This window comes from Mycobacterium sp. D16Q16, from assembly GCF_002013745.1.
Classification (GTDB): domain Bacteria; phylum Actinomycetota; class Actinomycetes; order Mycobacteriales; family Mycobacteriaceae; genus Mycobacterium.
The window spans coordinates 147,682-166,578 of sequence record NZ_MAEY01000005.1 but is presented as its reverse complement, the minus strand read 5'-3'; the positions used below and the strand labels follow the sequence as shown (position 1 = coordinate 166,578).

The following is an 18,897-nucleotide window of genomic DNA, read 5'->3' as shown; positions in this document are numbered from 1 at the left end:
CTGCGGGCACCGGTCATTGACGTATCGGGAGCTCGATGAGGCGTCAAACCAGTTGGCGCACCTTCTCATTGGCCGCGGAGTCGGGCCGGGCGAGCGAATCGCGTTGATGTTCCCCCGTTCGGCTGAGGCAGTCGTGGCGATCTTGGCGGTGCTCAAGACCGGCGCGGCTTACCTACCGATCGATCCAGCGCTGCCGTCGGCCCGCGTCGAGTTCATGGTGTCTGACGCAGCGCCGATCGCGGCCGTCACCACCACGATGTTCGTGAACCGCTTCACCGGGTACGACGTGATGATCTTCGATGTCGAGGATTCCGCTGTTGCCGCCCAGCCGAGTACCGCAGTGCCGCCGCCGGATCCGGATGACATGGCCCACATCATTTACACCTCGGGCACTACCGGGTTACCCAAGGGCGTCGCAGTCAGTCAGCGCAACGTGACGCAGCTGTTCGACTCGTTACAGATCGGCGTATCGCTGGAGCCGGGACAGGTGTGGACACAGTTCCACTCGTACGCGTTCGACTTCTCGGTGTGGGAGATCTGGGGTGCGCTGCTGCACGGTGGACGGCTGGTGGTGGTGCCCGAGCTAGTGGCCCGTTCGCCGCATGACTTCCACGAGCTGCTGGTGCGCGAACAGGTGACGGTGCTGACGCAAACCCCGTCGGCGGCGTCGATGCTGGCGGTCGATGGTCTAGAGGCCGTGTCGCTGGTCATCGGCGCGGAGCCCTGTCCGCCGGCATTGGTGGATCGCTGGGCGCCGGGTCGGGTGATGGTCAACGTTTACGGCCCTACCGAGACGACGATGTGGTTGTGTGCCAGTGCTCCTTTGGAGGCAGAGGCGGGCCCACCGCCGATCGGCTCGCCGACTGCCTGGGCGTCGTTCTTTGTGCTGGACGAGTGGCTGCGTCCGGTGCCTACAGGCGTGGTCGGTGAGTTGTACCTGGCCGGTGCGGGAGTCGGCATGGGGTACTGGTGTCGCTCGGGCCTGACCGCGTCTCGGTTCATGGCCTGTCCGTTCGGTAAGCCCGGAACGCGCATGTACCGCACCGGCGATCTGGTGCGTTGGCGCGCCGACGGCCAGCTGGACTACCTCGGCCGCGCCGATGAGCAAGTCAAGATTCGTGGGTACCGCATCGAGCTCGGCGAGATCCAATCGGCGCTGACCGCGCTGGAGGGAGTTGATCACGCGGCGGTGATCGCGCGCGAGGACCGTCCGGGAGACAAGCGCCTGGTCGGTTACATCACCGGAAGCGCCGATCCGATCACCGTCCGTGCGGCGTTGGCAGATCGGCTGCCGGGCTACATGGTTCCCGCCGCGGTGATGGCGCTTGCGACATTGCCCGTGACGGTCAACGGCAAGCTCGACGTCCGGGCGTTGCCGGGGCCGGACTACCGGGATGCAGACCATTACCGTGCACCGGCAGGCGCGGTCGAAGAGATCCTGGCCGGAATCTTCGCGCGCGTGCTGGATGTGGAACGTGTTGGCGTCGACGATTCATTCTTCGATCTCGGTGGAGATTCCATCTCGACGATGCGTCTGGTCGCAGCGATCAACGCCAGCCTGAATACCGAATTTTCCGCGCGTACGGTCTTCGAGGCACCCACCGTCGCCCAGTTGGCTCCGCGTATCGGTGAGGGCACGGGGCGCCTGGAACCGCTGGTGGCGGGGGATCGACCCGCACTGGTTCCCCTGTCCTTCGCCCAGAACCGGTTGTGGTTCGTCGATCAATTACAGGGTCCCTCACCGGTTTACAACATGCCGGTGGGTCTGCGGCTACATGGGAGCCTTGATACCCGTGCGCTGGGTGCGGCACTGGGCGACCTCATCGGCCGTCACGAAAGCCTGCGCACGCGCTTCGAGGCACCCGGTGGAACGCCTCGGCAGGTGGTGGTATCGGAGGACGAGGCCGACTTCGGTTGGGACGTCGTCGATGCCACGACATGGCCGTCGAACCGCCTGGCTGAGGCGGTCGCTGCGGCAGTCTGCTACAGCTTTGACCTGGCAGCCGAAATACCCTTGCGGGCGACGCTTTTCCGTGTCGCCAGGGATGAACACGTGTTAGTGGCGGTGGTGCACCACATCGCTGCCGACGGGTGGTCCCTCACTCCGTTGGTTCGTGATCTGAGTGTGGCGTACGGCAGCCGATGCGCTGGCCACGCTCCCGACTGGGAGCCCTTGGCTGCGCAGTATGTCGACTACACGCTGTGGCAGCGTGCACAGTTGGGCGACCTCGATGACAGCGGCAGCCCTATCGCCGCGCAGTTGGCTTACTGGGAAGACACCCTCGCTGGCCTCCCCGAACGGGTGGCGCTGCCCACCGATCGGCCCTACCCGCCTATCGCCGATCAGCGCGGTTCCACCGTGGATGTTCAGTGGCCGGCCGAATTGCAGCAGCAGATACGCGTGGTCGCGAGCGAACACGGCGCGACCAGCTTCATGGTGATGCAGGCCGCGCTGGCGGTGCTGCTTTCTAGGCTCAGTGGGACTTCTGATGTGGCCGTTGGCTTCCCGATCGCGGGGCGCCGTGACCCGGCACTCGACGAGTTGGTGGGCTTCTTCGTCAACAATTTGGTGCTGCGCGTCGACTTGGCTGGTGACCCCACTGTGGCGGACTTGTTGGCCCAGGTGCGGCAGCGCAGCCTGGCCGCGTACGAGCATCAGGACGTTCCCTTCGAAGTCTTGGTGGAGCGGCTCAACCCCACCCGAAACCTGACTCATCACCCGCTCGTACAGGTGGCATTGGCTTGGCAGAATCTGCCATGGCAGGACGCAGGTCCCGCTGACGCGTTGCGTCTCGGCGACCTGAGGGTTACGCCGTTGCCGGTGGAAACCCAGACGGCCCGGATGGATCTGACGTTCTCACTAGGGGAACGCTGGACCCAGGCCGGAGAGCCCGCCGGGATCGGCGGCGCGGTGGAATTCCGTACCGACGTGTTCGACGCGCACAGCATCGAAACGCTGCTCGGGCGGTGGCGGCGGGTGGTGGCCGCAATGACTGCCGATCCCTCCCAGAGACTTTCGCGTATCGACGTGCTCGACGAGGCCGAGCACGCCCGCGTCGACGGCTGGGGCCACCGTGCGGTGTTAACCGTCCCGGCCCCGGCCCCTGTGTCGATTCCGTCATTGTTCGCCGAACAGGTCGCGCGTGCGGCCAAGGCAGTCGCGATCAGTTTCGACGGACGTGAGCTGACCTACGGCGAACTTGACGATGCCACAAACCGTTTGGCGCACAGACTCATCGCCCAGGGTGTTCGTCCAGGTGCGTGCGTGGCACTGCTGGCCGAGCGCTCCCCGGAAGCGATCATGGCAATGTTGGCGGTGCTGAAGACCGGGGCCGCGTATCTGCCGATCGACGTGGTACTGCCCGACGCACGCATCGAATTCATGCTTGCCGATGCCGCGCCGGCCACCGCGATCACCACGGCGGGTCTCGCCGATCGACTAGCCGGGTACGACTTGTCGATCATCGATGCCAGCGACACCGCGGATGCGGCTGCTCCCGCAGCGGATTCCGCACTGCCGCTGCCGGATCCGGATGATCTCGCGTACATCATCTATACATCGGGTACTACCGGTGTACCCAAGGGCGTTGCGATCACTCATCACAACGTGACGCAGCTGATGGGGACACGGGACACCTTCCTGGCGGGGCAGGTGTGGACACAGTGGCACTCCTATGCCTTCGACGCGTCGGTCGAAGAGATCTGGGGCGCGCTGCTGCATGGGGGACGGCTGGTCGTGGTGCCGGAGTCGGTAGCGCGCTCACCGGAGGACCTCACCGCCTTGCTGGTGGCCGAACAGGTCAGCGCGTTGAGCCAGACGCCCTCGGCCGTCGCGATGCTGGACCCCGAGGCTTTGGGATCGGTGTCCTTGTTGGTAGCCGGTGAGACCTGCTCGGCCGAGGTGGTGGACCGCTGGGCGCCCGGACGGCTGATGGTCAATGCGTACGGCCCGACCGAGACCACGATCTGCGCCTCACGGAGTACGCCGCTGAATGCCGAGTCGGCGGGACCGAACATTCCGATCGGTGCGCCGGTCTCGGGTGCGGCGATGTTCGTGCTGGACGGGTCGATGCGTCCGGTGCCCCCCGGTGTGGTTGGCGAGTTGTACATCGCCGGGCGCGGTGTGGGTGTGGGCTACGTGGGTCGAACCGGTTTGACGGCCTCGCGATTTGTGGCCTGTCCTTTTGTCGGCGCGGGAGCGCCGCCACAGCGGATGTATCGCACGGGTGATCTGGTGCACTGGGGCACCGACGGGCAGCTGCGGTATGTGGGACGCACCGATGAGCAGGTCAAGATCCGTGGGTATCGCGTCGAGCTCGGAGAAGTCCAGGCGGTCTTGGCGGGACTGGACGGGGTCGGGCAGGCGGCGGTGATCGCCCGCGAGGACCGTCCTGGTGACACGCGCCTGGTGGGCTACGTGACAGGCACGACGAATCCGGCCAAGTTGCGCGCCCAGCTTGCCGAACAGCTGCCGGCCTACATGGTTCCGGCCGCCGTCGTGGTGCTGGCGACGTTGCCGATGACCGTCAACGGCAAGCTCAACACCCGCGCCCTGCCGGCACCCGAGTATCAGGACATCGATCGCTACCGCGCCCCGAGCACCCTCACCGAGGAGATCTTGGCTGGAATCTACGCGCGGGTACTGGGGGTGGAACGCGTAGGCATCGACGACTCGTTCTTCGATCTGGGCGGCGATTCGCTGTCGGCGATGCGCCTGATCGCGGCGGTCAACGCCGACCTGGATGCCGCGATATCGGTGCGCACCGTGTTCGAAGCGCCGACGGTGGCTCAGTTGGCACCTCGCATCGGCGGGGAGTCGAACACGCTCGGCTCATTGGTGGCTCGCGAGCGGCCCGCGGAGATTCCGCTCTCGTTTGCCCAATCGCGGTTGTGGTTCCTGGATCAATTACAGGGGCCTTCGCCGGTCTACAACATGGCGACAGCGCTTCGAATCAGCGGGGACCTGGACGTCGGCGCGCTGGGCGCGGCGCTGGCCGATGTGGTGGCTCGCCACGAGAGCCTCAGAACCCTGTTCCAGGTGACGGGGGGAGTGCCGCAGCAGCTGGTTGTGCCCTCCGACCATGCTCACTTTGGCTGGGGTGTCGTCGATGCCACCGGTTGGACGGCGGAACAGCTACAGGAGGCCATTGGCGAGGCGGCGCGGCACACATTCGATCTGGCTACTGAAATACCGTTGAGCGCGCGGCTTTTCCGCATCACAGGCGACGAACACGTGCTGGCGGCCGTGCTACACCACATCGCGGCCGACGCCTGGTCGATCACCCCGCTGGTGGCCGACCTCGGGGTGGCCTACGCCAGCCGGGTCGCGGGCCAGGCCCCCGGCTGGGCGCCCCTGGCGGTGCAGTACGTCGATTACACGCTATGGCAACGTGCCGAATTCGGCGATCTCGACGATGGTGAGAGTCGCATCGCTACCCAGGTGACCTACTGGCAGGATGCGCTGTCGGGGATACCTGAACGGGTAGAGCTACCCACCGACCGGCCGTACCCGGCGGCCGCGGATCAGCGCGGCGCCACCGTTACGCTGGACTGGTCCGCTGACCTGCAACAGCAGATTGCAAGAGTGGCAAGGGAACACAACGCCACCAGCTTCATGGTGGTGCAGGCCGCTCTCGGGATACTGCTGGGCAAGCTCAGTGGAAGTACTGATGTCGCTGTGGGATTCCCGATCGCGGGGCGCCGAGACCCCGCCCTCGATGAGCTGATCGGGTTCTTTGTCAACACCTTGGTGTTGCGGGTAGACCTGGCCGGTGACCCGACAATCGCGGAGCTGCTTGCTCAGGTGCGAGGACGCAGCCTGTCCGCGTATGAAAACCAGGACGTGCCTTTCGAAGTGCTTGTCGAGCGGCTCAACCCCACCCGATCCCTGACCCACCACCCCCTGGTTCAGGTGGCGCTGGGTTGGCAGAACGTCCCTGGACAAGACAACAACACGTCCGGGCCCGGGTTGACCCTGGGGGACTTGGACGTCAGCCAGATGACGGCGGATACCCAGACCGCTCGGATGGATCTGAGCTTCTCGATGGCCGAACGCCGAACGCACAGTGGCGATCCCGCCGGTATCGGCGGAACGGTGGAGTTCCGCACCGACGTCTTCGACCGGACCAGCATCGAAACGCTGATCGACCGCTTCGAGCAGGTGGTCATGGCGATGACCGCCGACGTGGGCCAGCGCCTGTCGTCGATCGACGTGGTCGATGCGCAGGAGCATGCCCGCCTCGATGCCATGGGTAATCAAGCGATGCTGGGCCGGAAGCGAAGCGCACCGGTATCGGTCCTCGCGTTGTTCGGGGAACAGGTAGCGCGCACGCCGGAGGCGGTGGCGATCACCCACGACGAGCGTTCGATGAGCTATCGGCAACTCGATAGGGCCGCGAACCTGTTGGCGCACATGCTCATCGCGCAGGGCGCCGGTCCCGGAGGCTGCGTTGCGCTGCTGATGGAACGCTCCGCCGAAGCGATCATCGCCATGCTGGCGGTACTGAAGTCCGGAGCGGCGTATCTCGCGATCGACCCGGCGGTGCCTGCCGCGCGGATTGATTTCATGCTGGCGGACGCCGCGCCCGTCGTCGCGATGACCACCGGCGGTCTGGCCGAGCGGTTGGACGGTCGTGGGTTGGTGGTCATCGATGTCGGCGATATGTCGGATATCGATGACTCCATAGTGGATAACGAACTCGGTACCGCACTCCCGGACTCGGACCCCGAAGATATTGCCTACCTCATCTACACATCGGGAACCACGGGTGCACCCAAGGGAGTGGCCGTCACCCACCACAATATGACCCACTTGGCGCGGTCGACACCGAAGCACCTGCCGACGGATCAGGTATGGACGCAGTGTCATTCGTATGCGTTCGACTTCTCGGTCTGGGAGATCTGGGCTGCGCTGTTGAGCGGCGCACGCCTGGTGGTGGTCCCCGAGTCCGTCGTGACCTCCCCCGATGAGTTCCATGCGCTGCTGATCAGTGAGCGGATCAATGTACTCACCCAGACCCCCTCTGCGGCTGGCGCATTGTCGCCGCGGGGGCTGGAGTCGGTGGCGCTGCTTTTGGGCGGCGAGGCCTGTCCTGGTGAGGTAGTGGACCGTTGGGCACCGGGCCGGACGGTGATCAACGCCTACGGTCCCACCGAAATCACGGTCTACGCATCGATGAGCGCGCCGTTGACAGCTGGATCCGGGGCCGCGCCCATCGGTGCGCCCGTGCCGACATCGGCACTGTTCGTACTCGATGAGTGGTTGCGGCCAGTGCCGGTCGGTGTGACCGGCGAGCTGTACGTGGCCGGCGACGGTGTGGCCTGCGGATACCTGGGCCGGTCGGGGTTGACGTCATCGCGCTTTGTGGCGTGCCCGTTTGGTGAGTCCGGTGCGCGGATGTATCGCACCGGCGATCTGGTGAGCTGGCGAGCCGATGGCCAGCTGCAGTACCTCGGGCGTGCCGATGACCAGGTGAAGATCCGCGGGTACCGCATCGAACTCGGAGAAGTGCAGGCGGCGTTGGCTGCGCTGGATGCCGTATCGCAGGCAGTGGTGATCGCCCGCGAGGACCAACCGGGGATCAAGCGTCTGGTCGGTTACGTCACCGAATCGGTGATCGGGGCGGTGGACTCGGCCACGCTGCGAAATGCATTGGCAGACAGAGTTCCTGGATATATGGTCCCGAGCGCGATTGTTGTTCTGGATGCCTTGCCGTTGACGGTGAACGGCAAGCTCGATACCCGCGCGCTGCCGGTTCCGGAGTATCAGGACGTCGATCGATACCGCGCTCCGGCCGATGCGATCGAGGAGACACTGGCCGGCATCTACGCCCAGGTTCTCGGGCTCGATCGTGTCGGAGTCGACGATTCCTTCTTCGATCTGGGCGGCGACAGCATCCTGTCGATGCAAGTGGTTGCCCGGGCCCGGGCATGCGGTGTGACGTGTCGGCCCCGAGACATCTTTGTCGAGCAGACCGTGTCCAGACTGGCCCAAGTGGTCGGTATGGCCAGCGATGACACAGGTCCGCTTGACGAGGGTGTCGGGCCGGTGCTGGCGACCCCGATCATGCGCTGGCTGCGTGAGGTCGAAAAGTCCGGGGGCCCGATCGGCCAGTTCAATCAGACGGTGGTTATCCAGGCCCCGCCGGGAGCTACCGAGTCCGAGGTGACGGTTGTCCTGGGTGCGCTGCTCGACCGGCACGCCATGCTGCGGCTGCGCGCCGAGGTGGACGATGCCCGGGACTGGTCACTTCGGGTGCCTGAAAAGGGCTCAGTGCTGCCGCATCTCAACTCGGCGGACACGCTGTCCGATGAGGCGTTGATGATGGCGCGGTCGCGGTTGAATCCGGCCGCGGGAGAGATGGTCAGTGCGTTGTGGGTGACGTCTACGAGCCAGCTGGTGCTGATGATTCATCATCTGGCCGTCGACGCGGTGTCCTGGCGGATCTTGCTCGAAGACCTCAATATCGCGTGGGTGCAGCATCGCCAGGGTCAACCCGTGGCATTGCCGACGACCGGAACCTCCTTCGCCCGGTGGGCATCACTGCTCGGCGAGTACGCGCACACCGCGGCCGCGGTGGAACAGGCCGACAGCTGGCGCCGGGTGTTGGCCACCCCATCGGCATTGCCCGCGGTTCGGCCCGAGCTGGACACGTATGCCACTGCGGGCAATCTCACGGCGTCGCTGGATGCTGAGACGACCCGCGCGCTGTTGGGTGAGGTCCCGGCGGCGTTCCACGCTGGGGTTCAAGACATTCTGTTGATCGCTTACGCGTTGGCGTTAACCCAATTCCTTGGGGTCACCTTGCCGATAGGTATCGACGTCGAGGGACACGGCCGCGTGGAGGATCTCGGAGACATCGCTGCCAACATCGATCTATCCCGCACTGTCGGCTGGTTTACCTCCAAGTACCCGGTGGCATTGCGAGTAGCGAGCCATGTCGGGCGATCCGAGGGCGGGTTGCGCTGGGATCAGGTGGTGGCAGGTGATGCCGCACTTGGACGCGTGATCAAAGACGCCAAGGAGCAATTGCGGGCTCTGCCCGAGGGCATGACCTATGGACTGACGCGCTACCTCAACTCCGATATCGATCTGTCCGGACCGGATCCGGCCATTGGATTCAACTACCTCGGCCGACTGGGGGCGGCCGGCGCCGCACAGTCGGAGGCCCTCACCGAACTGTGGCAGGTCAGTCACGACGCAGCGGAGGTATCCGCCGCGGCCGCCGCGATCTCCATGCCCCTCGGACATACCCTGGAACTCAACGCGAGTACCGCCGAGACAGACTCCGGTCCAAGTCTTTACGCCAGTTGGACGTGGGCCCCCTCGGCACTTGACGATGCGCAGGTAGATCGACTCAACCAGCTGTGGTTCGACGCTCTGACCGGGATCTGCCTGCATGTGCGCGGGGGTGGCGGTGGCCTGACACCGTCCGACATCGCCCCCGCCCGCCTCACCCAGCAGGAGATCGACGAACTCGATCGAGACGACCCGATCGCCGACGTGCTGCCCCTGACACCCCTGCAGCACGGACTTCTGTTCCAGGCCAATGCCACTCGCGGTAACGATGATGACGTCTACGCCATGCAGCTCGATGTCACGGTAACTGGTCCGCTGGATGCGCAGCGGCTGCGTGAGGCGGTACGCGCAGTGATCAACCGCCACCCCAACCTGGCGGCCCGGTTCGACAAGAGATTCGACGAACCGGTGCAGATCATTCCGGCCAACCCCAGCGTGCCTTGGCAGTACCTCGACCTGTCCGCGAAGAAAACCGACAGGGACGACAGGCTGGGGGAGCTGTGTGCCGCCGAGCGGGCATTGGTGTGTGACCTGGCCAGCCAGCCGGCGTTCCGGGCGGCACTGATCCGCGTATCCGATGATGTTCACCGGTTTGTCATGACCTATCACCACATCGTGCTCGACGGTTGGTCACTGCCAATCTTGCTGCAGGAGATATTCGCCGGCTATTACGGACAGCGCCTTCCCGCGGCCGCGTCGTACCGCAGGTTCGTGACATGGCTGTCCGATCGAGATGTCGACAGTGCGCGCCAGGCCTGGCGCGACGTTCTCGCGGGATTCGACACCCCGGCGTTGGTCGCCCCCAAGGCCCGGACAACGTCAGGGCGACGTGCCACGGAGACCTACCGGTTGCCCACGGAGACAACAAGGGCTGCCAATGAATTGGCGCGTGCTGAACACACCACGGTCAACACCGTGCTGCAAGCGGCCTGGGCGCAGGTGCTGATGTGGCTGACGGGCCGGCACGATGTCGCCTTCGGTGTCGCGGTCTCAGGCCGGTCTGCGGAGGTGGCAGGTGCGGATTCAATGGTCGGCCTGCTGATCAACACTGTGCCGGTGCGAGCGACGATCACGCCGGACACCACCATCGCCGAGCTGCTGGACAATCTGCAGCGCCGCCATAGCGATACCCTCGACCACCAGCATCTGGCCCTCAGCGAGATCCACCATGCCGTCGGTCATGATCAACTGTTCGACACCCTGTTCGTCTACCAGAACTATCCGGTGGAGTCCGTGGCGTCATCGATGGCCGACGGGTTGGCCATCACCGAAGTCAGCGGCCGCGAGTACAACCACTACCCGCTGACCCTGCAAGCCATGCCCGGCAATGAACTGGTCCTGCGTGTCGAATTCGATACCGCCGTGTTCAGTGCGAACCGGGTGCGAAAGATCGTCGAGCGGTTCCAGCGAGTGCTGGAGGCCATGACGGGGGAGGTGCAGCAACAGTGAAAGCCGATGCCACCAGGCGCTTGTTGTCCATGGATCTGGGCGACACGGATGAGCGCACGGAGCTGGATGTGTGGGGTAACCGGGCGGCGCTGGACCGTCCCGTGACCTCGATGTCGATTCCGGCATTGTTCGCCGAGCAGGTGGCGCGTCATCCGGGCGCGGTGGCGGCCAGCTTCGGTGGCAGCCACGTGTCATACCGCGGACTCGATGAGGCCTCGGATCGGTTGGCGTACTGGCTTCTTGCGCACGGAGTGGGTGCTGGGCAGCGGGTGGCGTTGCTGTTCTCACGGTCGGTTGAGGCAGTCGTGGCGATCCTGGGGGTGTTGAAAACCGGTGCGTCGTATGTGCCGATTGACCCATCGGTGCCGGATGCCCGGCTGGAGTTCGTGCTGGCCGATGCTGAGCCGTTGGTCGCGGTCACCACTTCCGATCTGGCGAGCCGGCTGAACGGACGCGGGCTGGTGGTCATTGACGTTGGCGACGTCCCCGCCGAGACTGCTGCGGTTGATGGACGGCCAACATTGGTGACGCCCGGCGGCGATGATATCGCGTACGTGATCTACACCTCTGGAACCACCGGCGTCCCGAAAGGTGTTGCTATTGCGCACCATAATGTAACGCGGCTGATTGAGGCAATTGACGCCGAGCTGGAGTTGCCGCCGGGACAGGTTTGGTCCCAGTGTCATTCGTTGGCCTTCGATTTCTCGGTGTGGGAGATTTTCGGTGCATTGCTGCATGGTGGGCGGCTGGTGGTGGTGTCGGATTCGGTGGTGCGCTCACCCGAGCAGTTCCATGCGCTGCTTGTTGATGAACACGTCAATGTGCTGAGTCAGACACCGTCGGCGTTCTATGCGTTGCAGGCTCTGGACGCGACTCGGCCGAACGGTCGGCAGCTCGATCTTGCGGCAGTGATCTTCGGAGGGGAGGCGTTGGAGCCGCAGCGTCTGAGGGGGTGGTTCGAGGACCATCCAGGCTCACCGCGATTGATCAACATGTACGGGATTACCGAGACGACGGTCCACGCCTCGTTCCGTCAGATCGTTGCCGGCGACGTCGACGGCGCGGACAGCCCGATCGGAGTACCTCTTGGCCACTTGGCATTTGCGGTCCTGGACGACTGGATGCAGCCGGTAGCGGTTGATGTGGTCGGCGAGCTGTATGTGGCCGGCGCGGCTTTGGGTTATGGCTATCTGGGACGTGCGCCGTTGACCACCACCAGATTTGTGGCCTGTCCGTTCGGAGAGCCCGGTACCAGGATGTATCGCACCGGAGACCTGGTGTGCTGGGGCTCCGACGGACAACTGCGATATTTGGGACGGGCCGACGAGCAGGTCAAGATTCGTGGGCATCGCATCGAGCTCGGTGAAATTCAATCAGTGTTACTGGGTTTCGAAGGTGTCGACCAGGCTGTGGTTATCGCTCGCGAAGACCGTCCCGGAGATAGGCGGTTGGTCGCCTACATCACCGGCACGGCCGACCCGGTGGTGTTGCGTGACGGGTTGTCCGACAGGCTGCCCTCCTACATGGTCCCTGTCGCGGTGGTCACCTTGCGAGGCTTTCCGTTGACTGTCAATGGAAAACTCGACAAGAGCGCCTTGCCGGCCCCGGAGTATCGATCCATCGATCAATACCGCGCCCCGGCAAATCCGACCGAGGAGATCCTGGCCGGCATCTATGCGCAAGTTCTGGGCCTGGACCGCGTCGGTATCGACGACTCATTCTTCGACCTAGGTGGGGACTCGCTGTTGGCGATGCGTCTGGTCGCCGCGCTTAACCGGTCCATGGATGCCGGTCTAGAAGAGCGTGCGGTGTTCGACGCTCCGACGGTGGCGCAGCTGATGCTCCGCATCGGCGGTGACGAGCATCGACTGGAGCCCTTGGTAGCCGGCGAGCGGCCGGAGGTGATGCCCTTGTCTTTTGCGCAGAGCCGACTCTGGTTCATCGACCAATTGCATGGTCCTTCACCGGTTTACAATCTGGCGGTGGGGCTGCGCCTGCAGGGGCCCCTTGATGAGGATGCCCTTGGCTCGGCGTTCGTGGACGTGCTGAATCGCCATGAGAGCCTGCGCACGCTGTTCCCGGCGGTCGACGGGAAACCGCAGCAGCTGGTCGTCGCGGCCGAGGAGATCGAATTCGGCTGGGACGTTGTGGATGCGTCCGGATGGCCAGCAGGCCGGCTGGAAGAATCGATTGCAGATTCGGCGCGGCACAGTTTCAACCTCGCGACTGAGATCCCGGTGAGAGCAAGGCTTTTCCGCACTACCGAGGATGATCACGTATTGGTGGCGGTGGTGCACCATATCGCCGCGGACGGTTGGTCGGTTACCCCACTGGTCTCCGACCTGGGTGTGGCCTACGCCAGCCGGAATGCGGGGCAGGCCCCCGATTGGAAGCCATTGGCCGTCCAATACGCCGATTACACACTGTGGCAGCGCGCGCAGCTGGGCGTACTGGATGACAGCGAGAGCCGCATCTCCCGGCAATTGACCTACTGGGAAGAAGCGCTGGCCGAGATGCCCGAGCGTTTGGCGCTGCCGACCGACCGGCCGTATCCATTGGTGGCTGATCAACGTGGCTCCAGGGTGGACGTGAGCTGGCCGGCGGATTTGCAGCAGCAGGTCAATCGATTGGCCCGGGAACACAACGCGACGAGTTTCATGGTCATGCAGGCGGCCCTCGCTGTGCTGTTCTCCAAGCTCAGCGCGAGTTCTGATGTGGCGGTGGGATTCCCGATCGCCGGACGTCGCGACCCGGCGCTCGATGAACTGGTCGGGTTTTTCGTCAACACGTTGGTGCTGCGGGTTGACCTAGCAGGAGACCCCAGTGTCACCGAAGTGCTGGCTCAGGTGCGGGCACGCAGTTTGGGCGCTTTCGAGAATCAGGACGTGCCATTCGAGGTGCTCGTCGAGCGATTGAATCCGGCCAGGTCGCTGACCCATCACCCCTTGGTGCAGGTGATGCTGGCTTGGCAGAACGTGCCCGGACAGATAGGCGACTCTCGCGCCGGAGTGGCGTTGGCAGACCTGCAGCTCACGCAGCTACCGCTGGATACTCACTCGGCCCGGATGGATCTGTCGTTTTCGCTGTCCGAGTCTTGGACCGAATCAGGCGATGCCGCGGGGATTTCGGGGACGGTGGAGTTTCGCACCGATGTGTTCGACACGGGCAGTGTCGAGACTCTGATCGATCGGTTACAACGGGTGCTCGAGGCGATGACTGCCGACGACACCCGGCCGTTGTCGGCGATCGACGTGTTGGATGCCGAGGAGCTCGCCCAGTTGGATGGCTGGGGCAATCGGGCGGAGTTGGCCAGGCCCGAGACCGCGGTGTCGATCCCCGCGTTGTTCGCCCAGCAGGTCGCTCGGGTGCCTGGGGCGCTGGCGGTCTGTTTCGACGGCAGCCATGTGTCCTACCAGGAACTGGATGAGGCGTCGAACAGGTTGGCGCACTTGCTTGTCCAGTATGGCGTGGGCCCTGGAGAGCGAGTGGCTCTGCTGTTCTCGCGGTCGGTTGAGGCCATCGTGGCGATCCTGGGGGTTCTCAAGACCGGTGCGGCCTATGTGCCGATCGATCCGGCAGTGCCGGGTACACGGCTGGAGTTCGTGGTCGCGGACGCCGAGCCGGTAGTCGCGGTGACCACTGCCGATCTGGTGAATCGGTTGGATGGGTACGGGGTCGTGGTCATCGATATGGATGACCCGGCGCTTGATGCTCAGCCCGCGAGCGCGCCGTCGGTGGGTCCGACGGCCGCGGATGTCGCTTACGTGATTTATACCTCGGGGACAACCGGTGTGCCCAAAGGTGTTGCCATTCCGCATCGGAATGTGACTCGTCTGTTGCGAGCGCTTGACGCCGACCTCGAGTTATCGGCGGGTCAGGTGTGGGCGCAGAGCCATTCGCTCGCTTTCGACTTCTCGGTGTGGGAGATCTTTGGTGCCCTGCTGCATGGTGGGCGGCTGGTGGTCGTGTCCGAATCGGTGGTGCGGTCGCCCGAAGAGTTCCATGCCCTATTGGTAGACGAGCAGGTCAGTGTGTTGAGTCAGACGCCCTCGGCGTTCTATGCGCTGCAAACGGTGGATGCGATGGCTGCCGAGTCCGCCGGCCAGCTCGGTGTTGAGGTGGTGGTGTTCGGAGGGGAGGCGTTGGAACCGCAGCGTTTGGCGCAGTGGCGGGACCGGCATCCGGTGTTACCACGATTGATCAATATGTACGGGATCACCGAAACGACGGTGCATGCCTCGTTCCGCGAAATCACCGCCGCCGATCTTGAGAGCACGGTCAGCCCGATCGGAGTGCCGCTGGCCCACCTCGGGTTTGCCGTGCTGGATGGATGGTTGCGGCCGGTACCAGCCGGTGTGGTTGGCGAGTTGTACGTGGCGGGTGCTGGTTTGGGTCACGGCTATCTGGGCAGGACAGGCTTGACCGCCTCCCGGTTTGTGGCCTGCCCGTTTGGGACGCCGGGGTCGCGGATGTACCGTACCGGGGACTTGATGTGCTGGGGGCAGGACGGCCAGCTGCAGTATGCGGGGCGCGCCGATGAGCAGGTGAAGGTCCGCGGGCATCGTATTGAGCTCGGTGAAATCCATTCGGCGTTAATGGATCTGAACGGGGTTGAACAGGCGGTTGTGATTGCCCGGGAGGATCGTCCGGGTGATAGGCGTCTGGTCGGCTACATCACAGGTACCGCCGACTCGGGCAAGATCCGCGCACAGCTGGCTGAGTGTCTCCCGAACTACATGGTGCCCGCCGCCGTGGTGGCCCTGGCGGCCTTGCCATTAACGGTCAACGGCAAGATCGATAAGAAGGCCTTGCCCGCACCGGAATACACCGATGTCGATCACTATCGGGCACCCGCCACCCTTGTCGAGGAGATTCTGGCCGGCATATACGCGCAGGTTCTGGGTCTGGACCGGGTCGGTGTCGACGACTCATTCTTTGACCTCGGCGGGGACAGCATTTCCGCTATCCAGGTGGTGTGGCGGGCTCATGGCGCCGGCCTGGTCGGTCGGCCGCGCGACATCTTCGTGCAGCAGACCGTGGCCCGGCTGGCACGGGTGGTCAGGATGGCCGACAGTGCCAGTGGTGTGGTCGACGAGGGCCTCGGGTCAGTGGTGGCAACCCCGATAATGCAGTGGTTGAAGGGGATTGACGGCCCGATTGACGAGTTCAACCAGACCGTGGTGCTGCAGTCACCCGCAGGTGTCACCGAGGCTGCCGTTGTCATCATGCTGCAGGCCTTGCTGGATCGACACGGCATGTTGCGGCTACGCGCTCAGGGTGACGATGCCGGGGGCTGGTCGTTGACGGTGCCCGAGCCGGGCACGGTCGACGCACACGAGTGTCTGCAATCGGTGGACACCTTGACCGATGAAGCAGTGATGGCGGCGCGGTCGCGGTTGAACCCGGGGGCCGGGGTGATGCTGCGTGCCCTATGGGTAACAGCCAGCAGCCAGCTGGTGTTGATCGTTCACCATCTCGCCGTCGACGGGGTGTCGTGGCGGATTCTGTTGGAGGACTTGACCATCGCCGCGACCCAGCTGCGTGGTGGGCAAGAGGTGCTGTTGCCGCCGGCGGGAACGTCGTTCCAGCGGTGGGCCGACCGGCTGGCCGAACACGCGCACCAGCCCGAGGTAGTGCGCGAGGCGGATGCGTGGCGGAGGGTGGGGGCGATCCCTTCAGGGCTGGCTGCTCCGCAACCGGCTGAGGATACGTTTGCCACGGCCGGGTACCTGACCGAGTTTCTCGATGCCGAGACAACGCACATGCTCTTGGGTGAGGTGCCGGCGGCATTCCACACCGGAGTACACGAGATCCTGCTGATCGCATTTGCCTTGGCGTGGGCGCAACACCTGGGAACCGGCGGTGCCCCGATCGCCATCGATGTCGAGGGCCATGGGCGCCAGGAGGAATTGGCGGGCCCGGGTGGCGTCGTGGATCGCAGTATCGACCTGTCGCGCACGGTGGGGTGGTTCACCACCAAGTACCCGGTGTCGTTGGCGGTCGGTGGGTTGCGCTGGACGCAGGTAGTGGCCGGGGACACGGCGCTGGGAACGGTCATCAAAGATGCCAAGGAGCAGCTTCGAGATCTACCCGACGGTCTGACCTATGGTCTGCTGCGGTACCTCAACCCCGATGTGGATCTGCCCGCATCCGACCCGGCAATCGGGTTCAACTATCTCGGGCGGCTGGGGGCTCCGGCGGCCTACGCGTCCGGAGATGTATGGCGCTTCAGTCAAGAAGGCTTGTCCCTGACTGGCGCCGCCGGGGCGATGCCCATCGCGCTGCCGCATACCGTGGAGCTCAATGCCGTCACCATCGACACAGATACCGGCCCGCATCTGAATGCCACCTGGACCTGGGCGCCGACCGCACTGGATCGCATGGCGGTCAGCCGGATCAACCGGCTGTGGTTTGACGCGCTCGCCGGTATCTGTGCGTACGTGCGAAGGGGCGGAGGCGGATTGACGCCGTCGGATATCGTCCCCGCCCGGCTCAGCCAGCAGCAGATCGACGGATTGCAGAATCAGTTCCCGATCGCCGACGTGCTGCCGCTGACTCCCCTGCAGCAGGGGCTGCTTTATCACGCGGGCATCGCCAACAGCTCGGGTGACGATGTGTATGCGGTGCAGTTCGATATCGCGCTGAGCGGCTCGCTCGACGCGGAGCGACTCGGCGGTGCGGTGCAGGCAGTGGTTGGAAGGCATCCGCATCTGGCGGCTCGCTTCTCCGAGCAGTTCGAGCATCCGGTACAAATCATTCCCGCTGATCCCGCGGTGCCCTGGCGATACGTCGAGTTAGACACCGACATCGCCGATCTGGATATCGCTGAGCAGATCGAACAGATCTGTGTGGCCGAACGCGCCGCGGTCTGCGATCTCGCGGAGCAACCGGCGTTCCGGGCTGCGCTCATCCGGATCGCGGACGACCGGCATCGGTTCGTGCTCACCAATCACCACATCGTGCTCGATGGGTGGTCCATGCCGATTCTCATGCAGGAGATATTCGCCGGCTACCACGGTCTGCGATTGCCTCCTGCGGCGTCGTACCGCAGCTTCGTGACCTGGCTGTCCGAACGAGATCATGACGCCGCGCATGCGGCCTGGCGGCGGGTGTTGGACGGGTTCGACACGCCCATTCTCGTTGCCCCGCAGCAGAAGCTACAGTTTGGGCGGAGAAGTGTCGACTCGTTCAGGGTGCCCGCGAAGACCACGCGAGGGCTCACCAAGCTGGCGCGCTCACATCAGACGACCGTCAACATCGTGCTGCAGGGAGCGTGGGCATTGCTGCTGAGTTCGGTGACCGGACAGCATGATGTCGCGTTCGGTTCGACGGTCTCAGGGCGTCCGGCCGAAGTACTCGGTGCCGAATCGATGGTAGGACTGTTGATCAATACGGTGCCAGTGCGGGCGACCGTCGCTGCGACTACCACTACCTCAGATCTGTTGCATCAGTTACAAAGTGCGCATAACGATACTCTCGAGCACCAGCACCTGGCGCTCAGTGACATCCATCGCATTACCGGTCAGGAAAGACTGTTCGACACCGTTTTCGTCTATGAGAACTATCCGACCGATACGGGGACGGCATCGGAAATCGACGGATTGGCCATCACTGGTTTCAGTAGTCGCGACTACTACCACTATCCGATCGCTGTGCAGGCCGGGCCGGGCCGGGAATTGGAACTTCGGGTCCAATACGACACGGATGTGTTCGATGCGGAGAGCATCGACGAGCTGATCGAGCGGTTCACACAGGTGCTGGTGTGGATGACTTCCCACCCGGGCCGCCCGTTGTCGTCCCTGGATCTATCGGACAAGACCGGGCGCACGCGGTGGAGCGGGTGGATCGACCAGACCGCACCGCCGGTTGGGGTTTCGGTTGGCGAAGTCAGCGAGACCAACGGCGCCTATAGCCCCCCGGCTAGCTTGAACGAGCAGATCCTGGCCAGCATCTTCGCTCATGTGCTGGGTGTGGATCGGGTCGGGGTTGAAGAGTCGTTCTTTGACCTGGGTGGCAATTCGCTTGGGGCGATGCGTGTGGTCGCCGCGATCAACACCGCCCTGGACGTGAACCTGACGATGCTCGCGTTGTTCGATGCGCCATCGGTCAGAAGTCTGGCCCAGCAGTTGGCGAACTGTCCCACTCGATGA

General features: G+C 64.4%; 2 protein-coding genes (1 of these 2 only partly in view). Both read left to right on the top strand.

All coding sequences use genetic code 11. The features are described from left to right. Positions 1–10,747, top strand: partial view of a non-ribosomal peptide synthetase gene (locus B4394_RS08120; protein ID WP_078314693.1) — the 3' end only. It extends 13,652 nt beyond the left edge of the window; the window shows 10,747 of its 24,399 coding nt (coding positions 13,653–24,399); its start codon lies off the left edge, out of view; its stop codon occupies positions 10,745–10,747. Continuing rightward, entirely contained in the window at positions 10,744–18,897 is an 8,154-nt protein-coding gene (locus B4394_RS08115; RefSeq protein WP_078314692.1) for a non-ribosomal peptide synthetase, read from the top strand. The genes B4394_RS08120 and B4394_RS08115 overlap by 4 nt, the downstream gene beginning before the upstream one ends.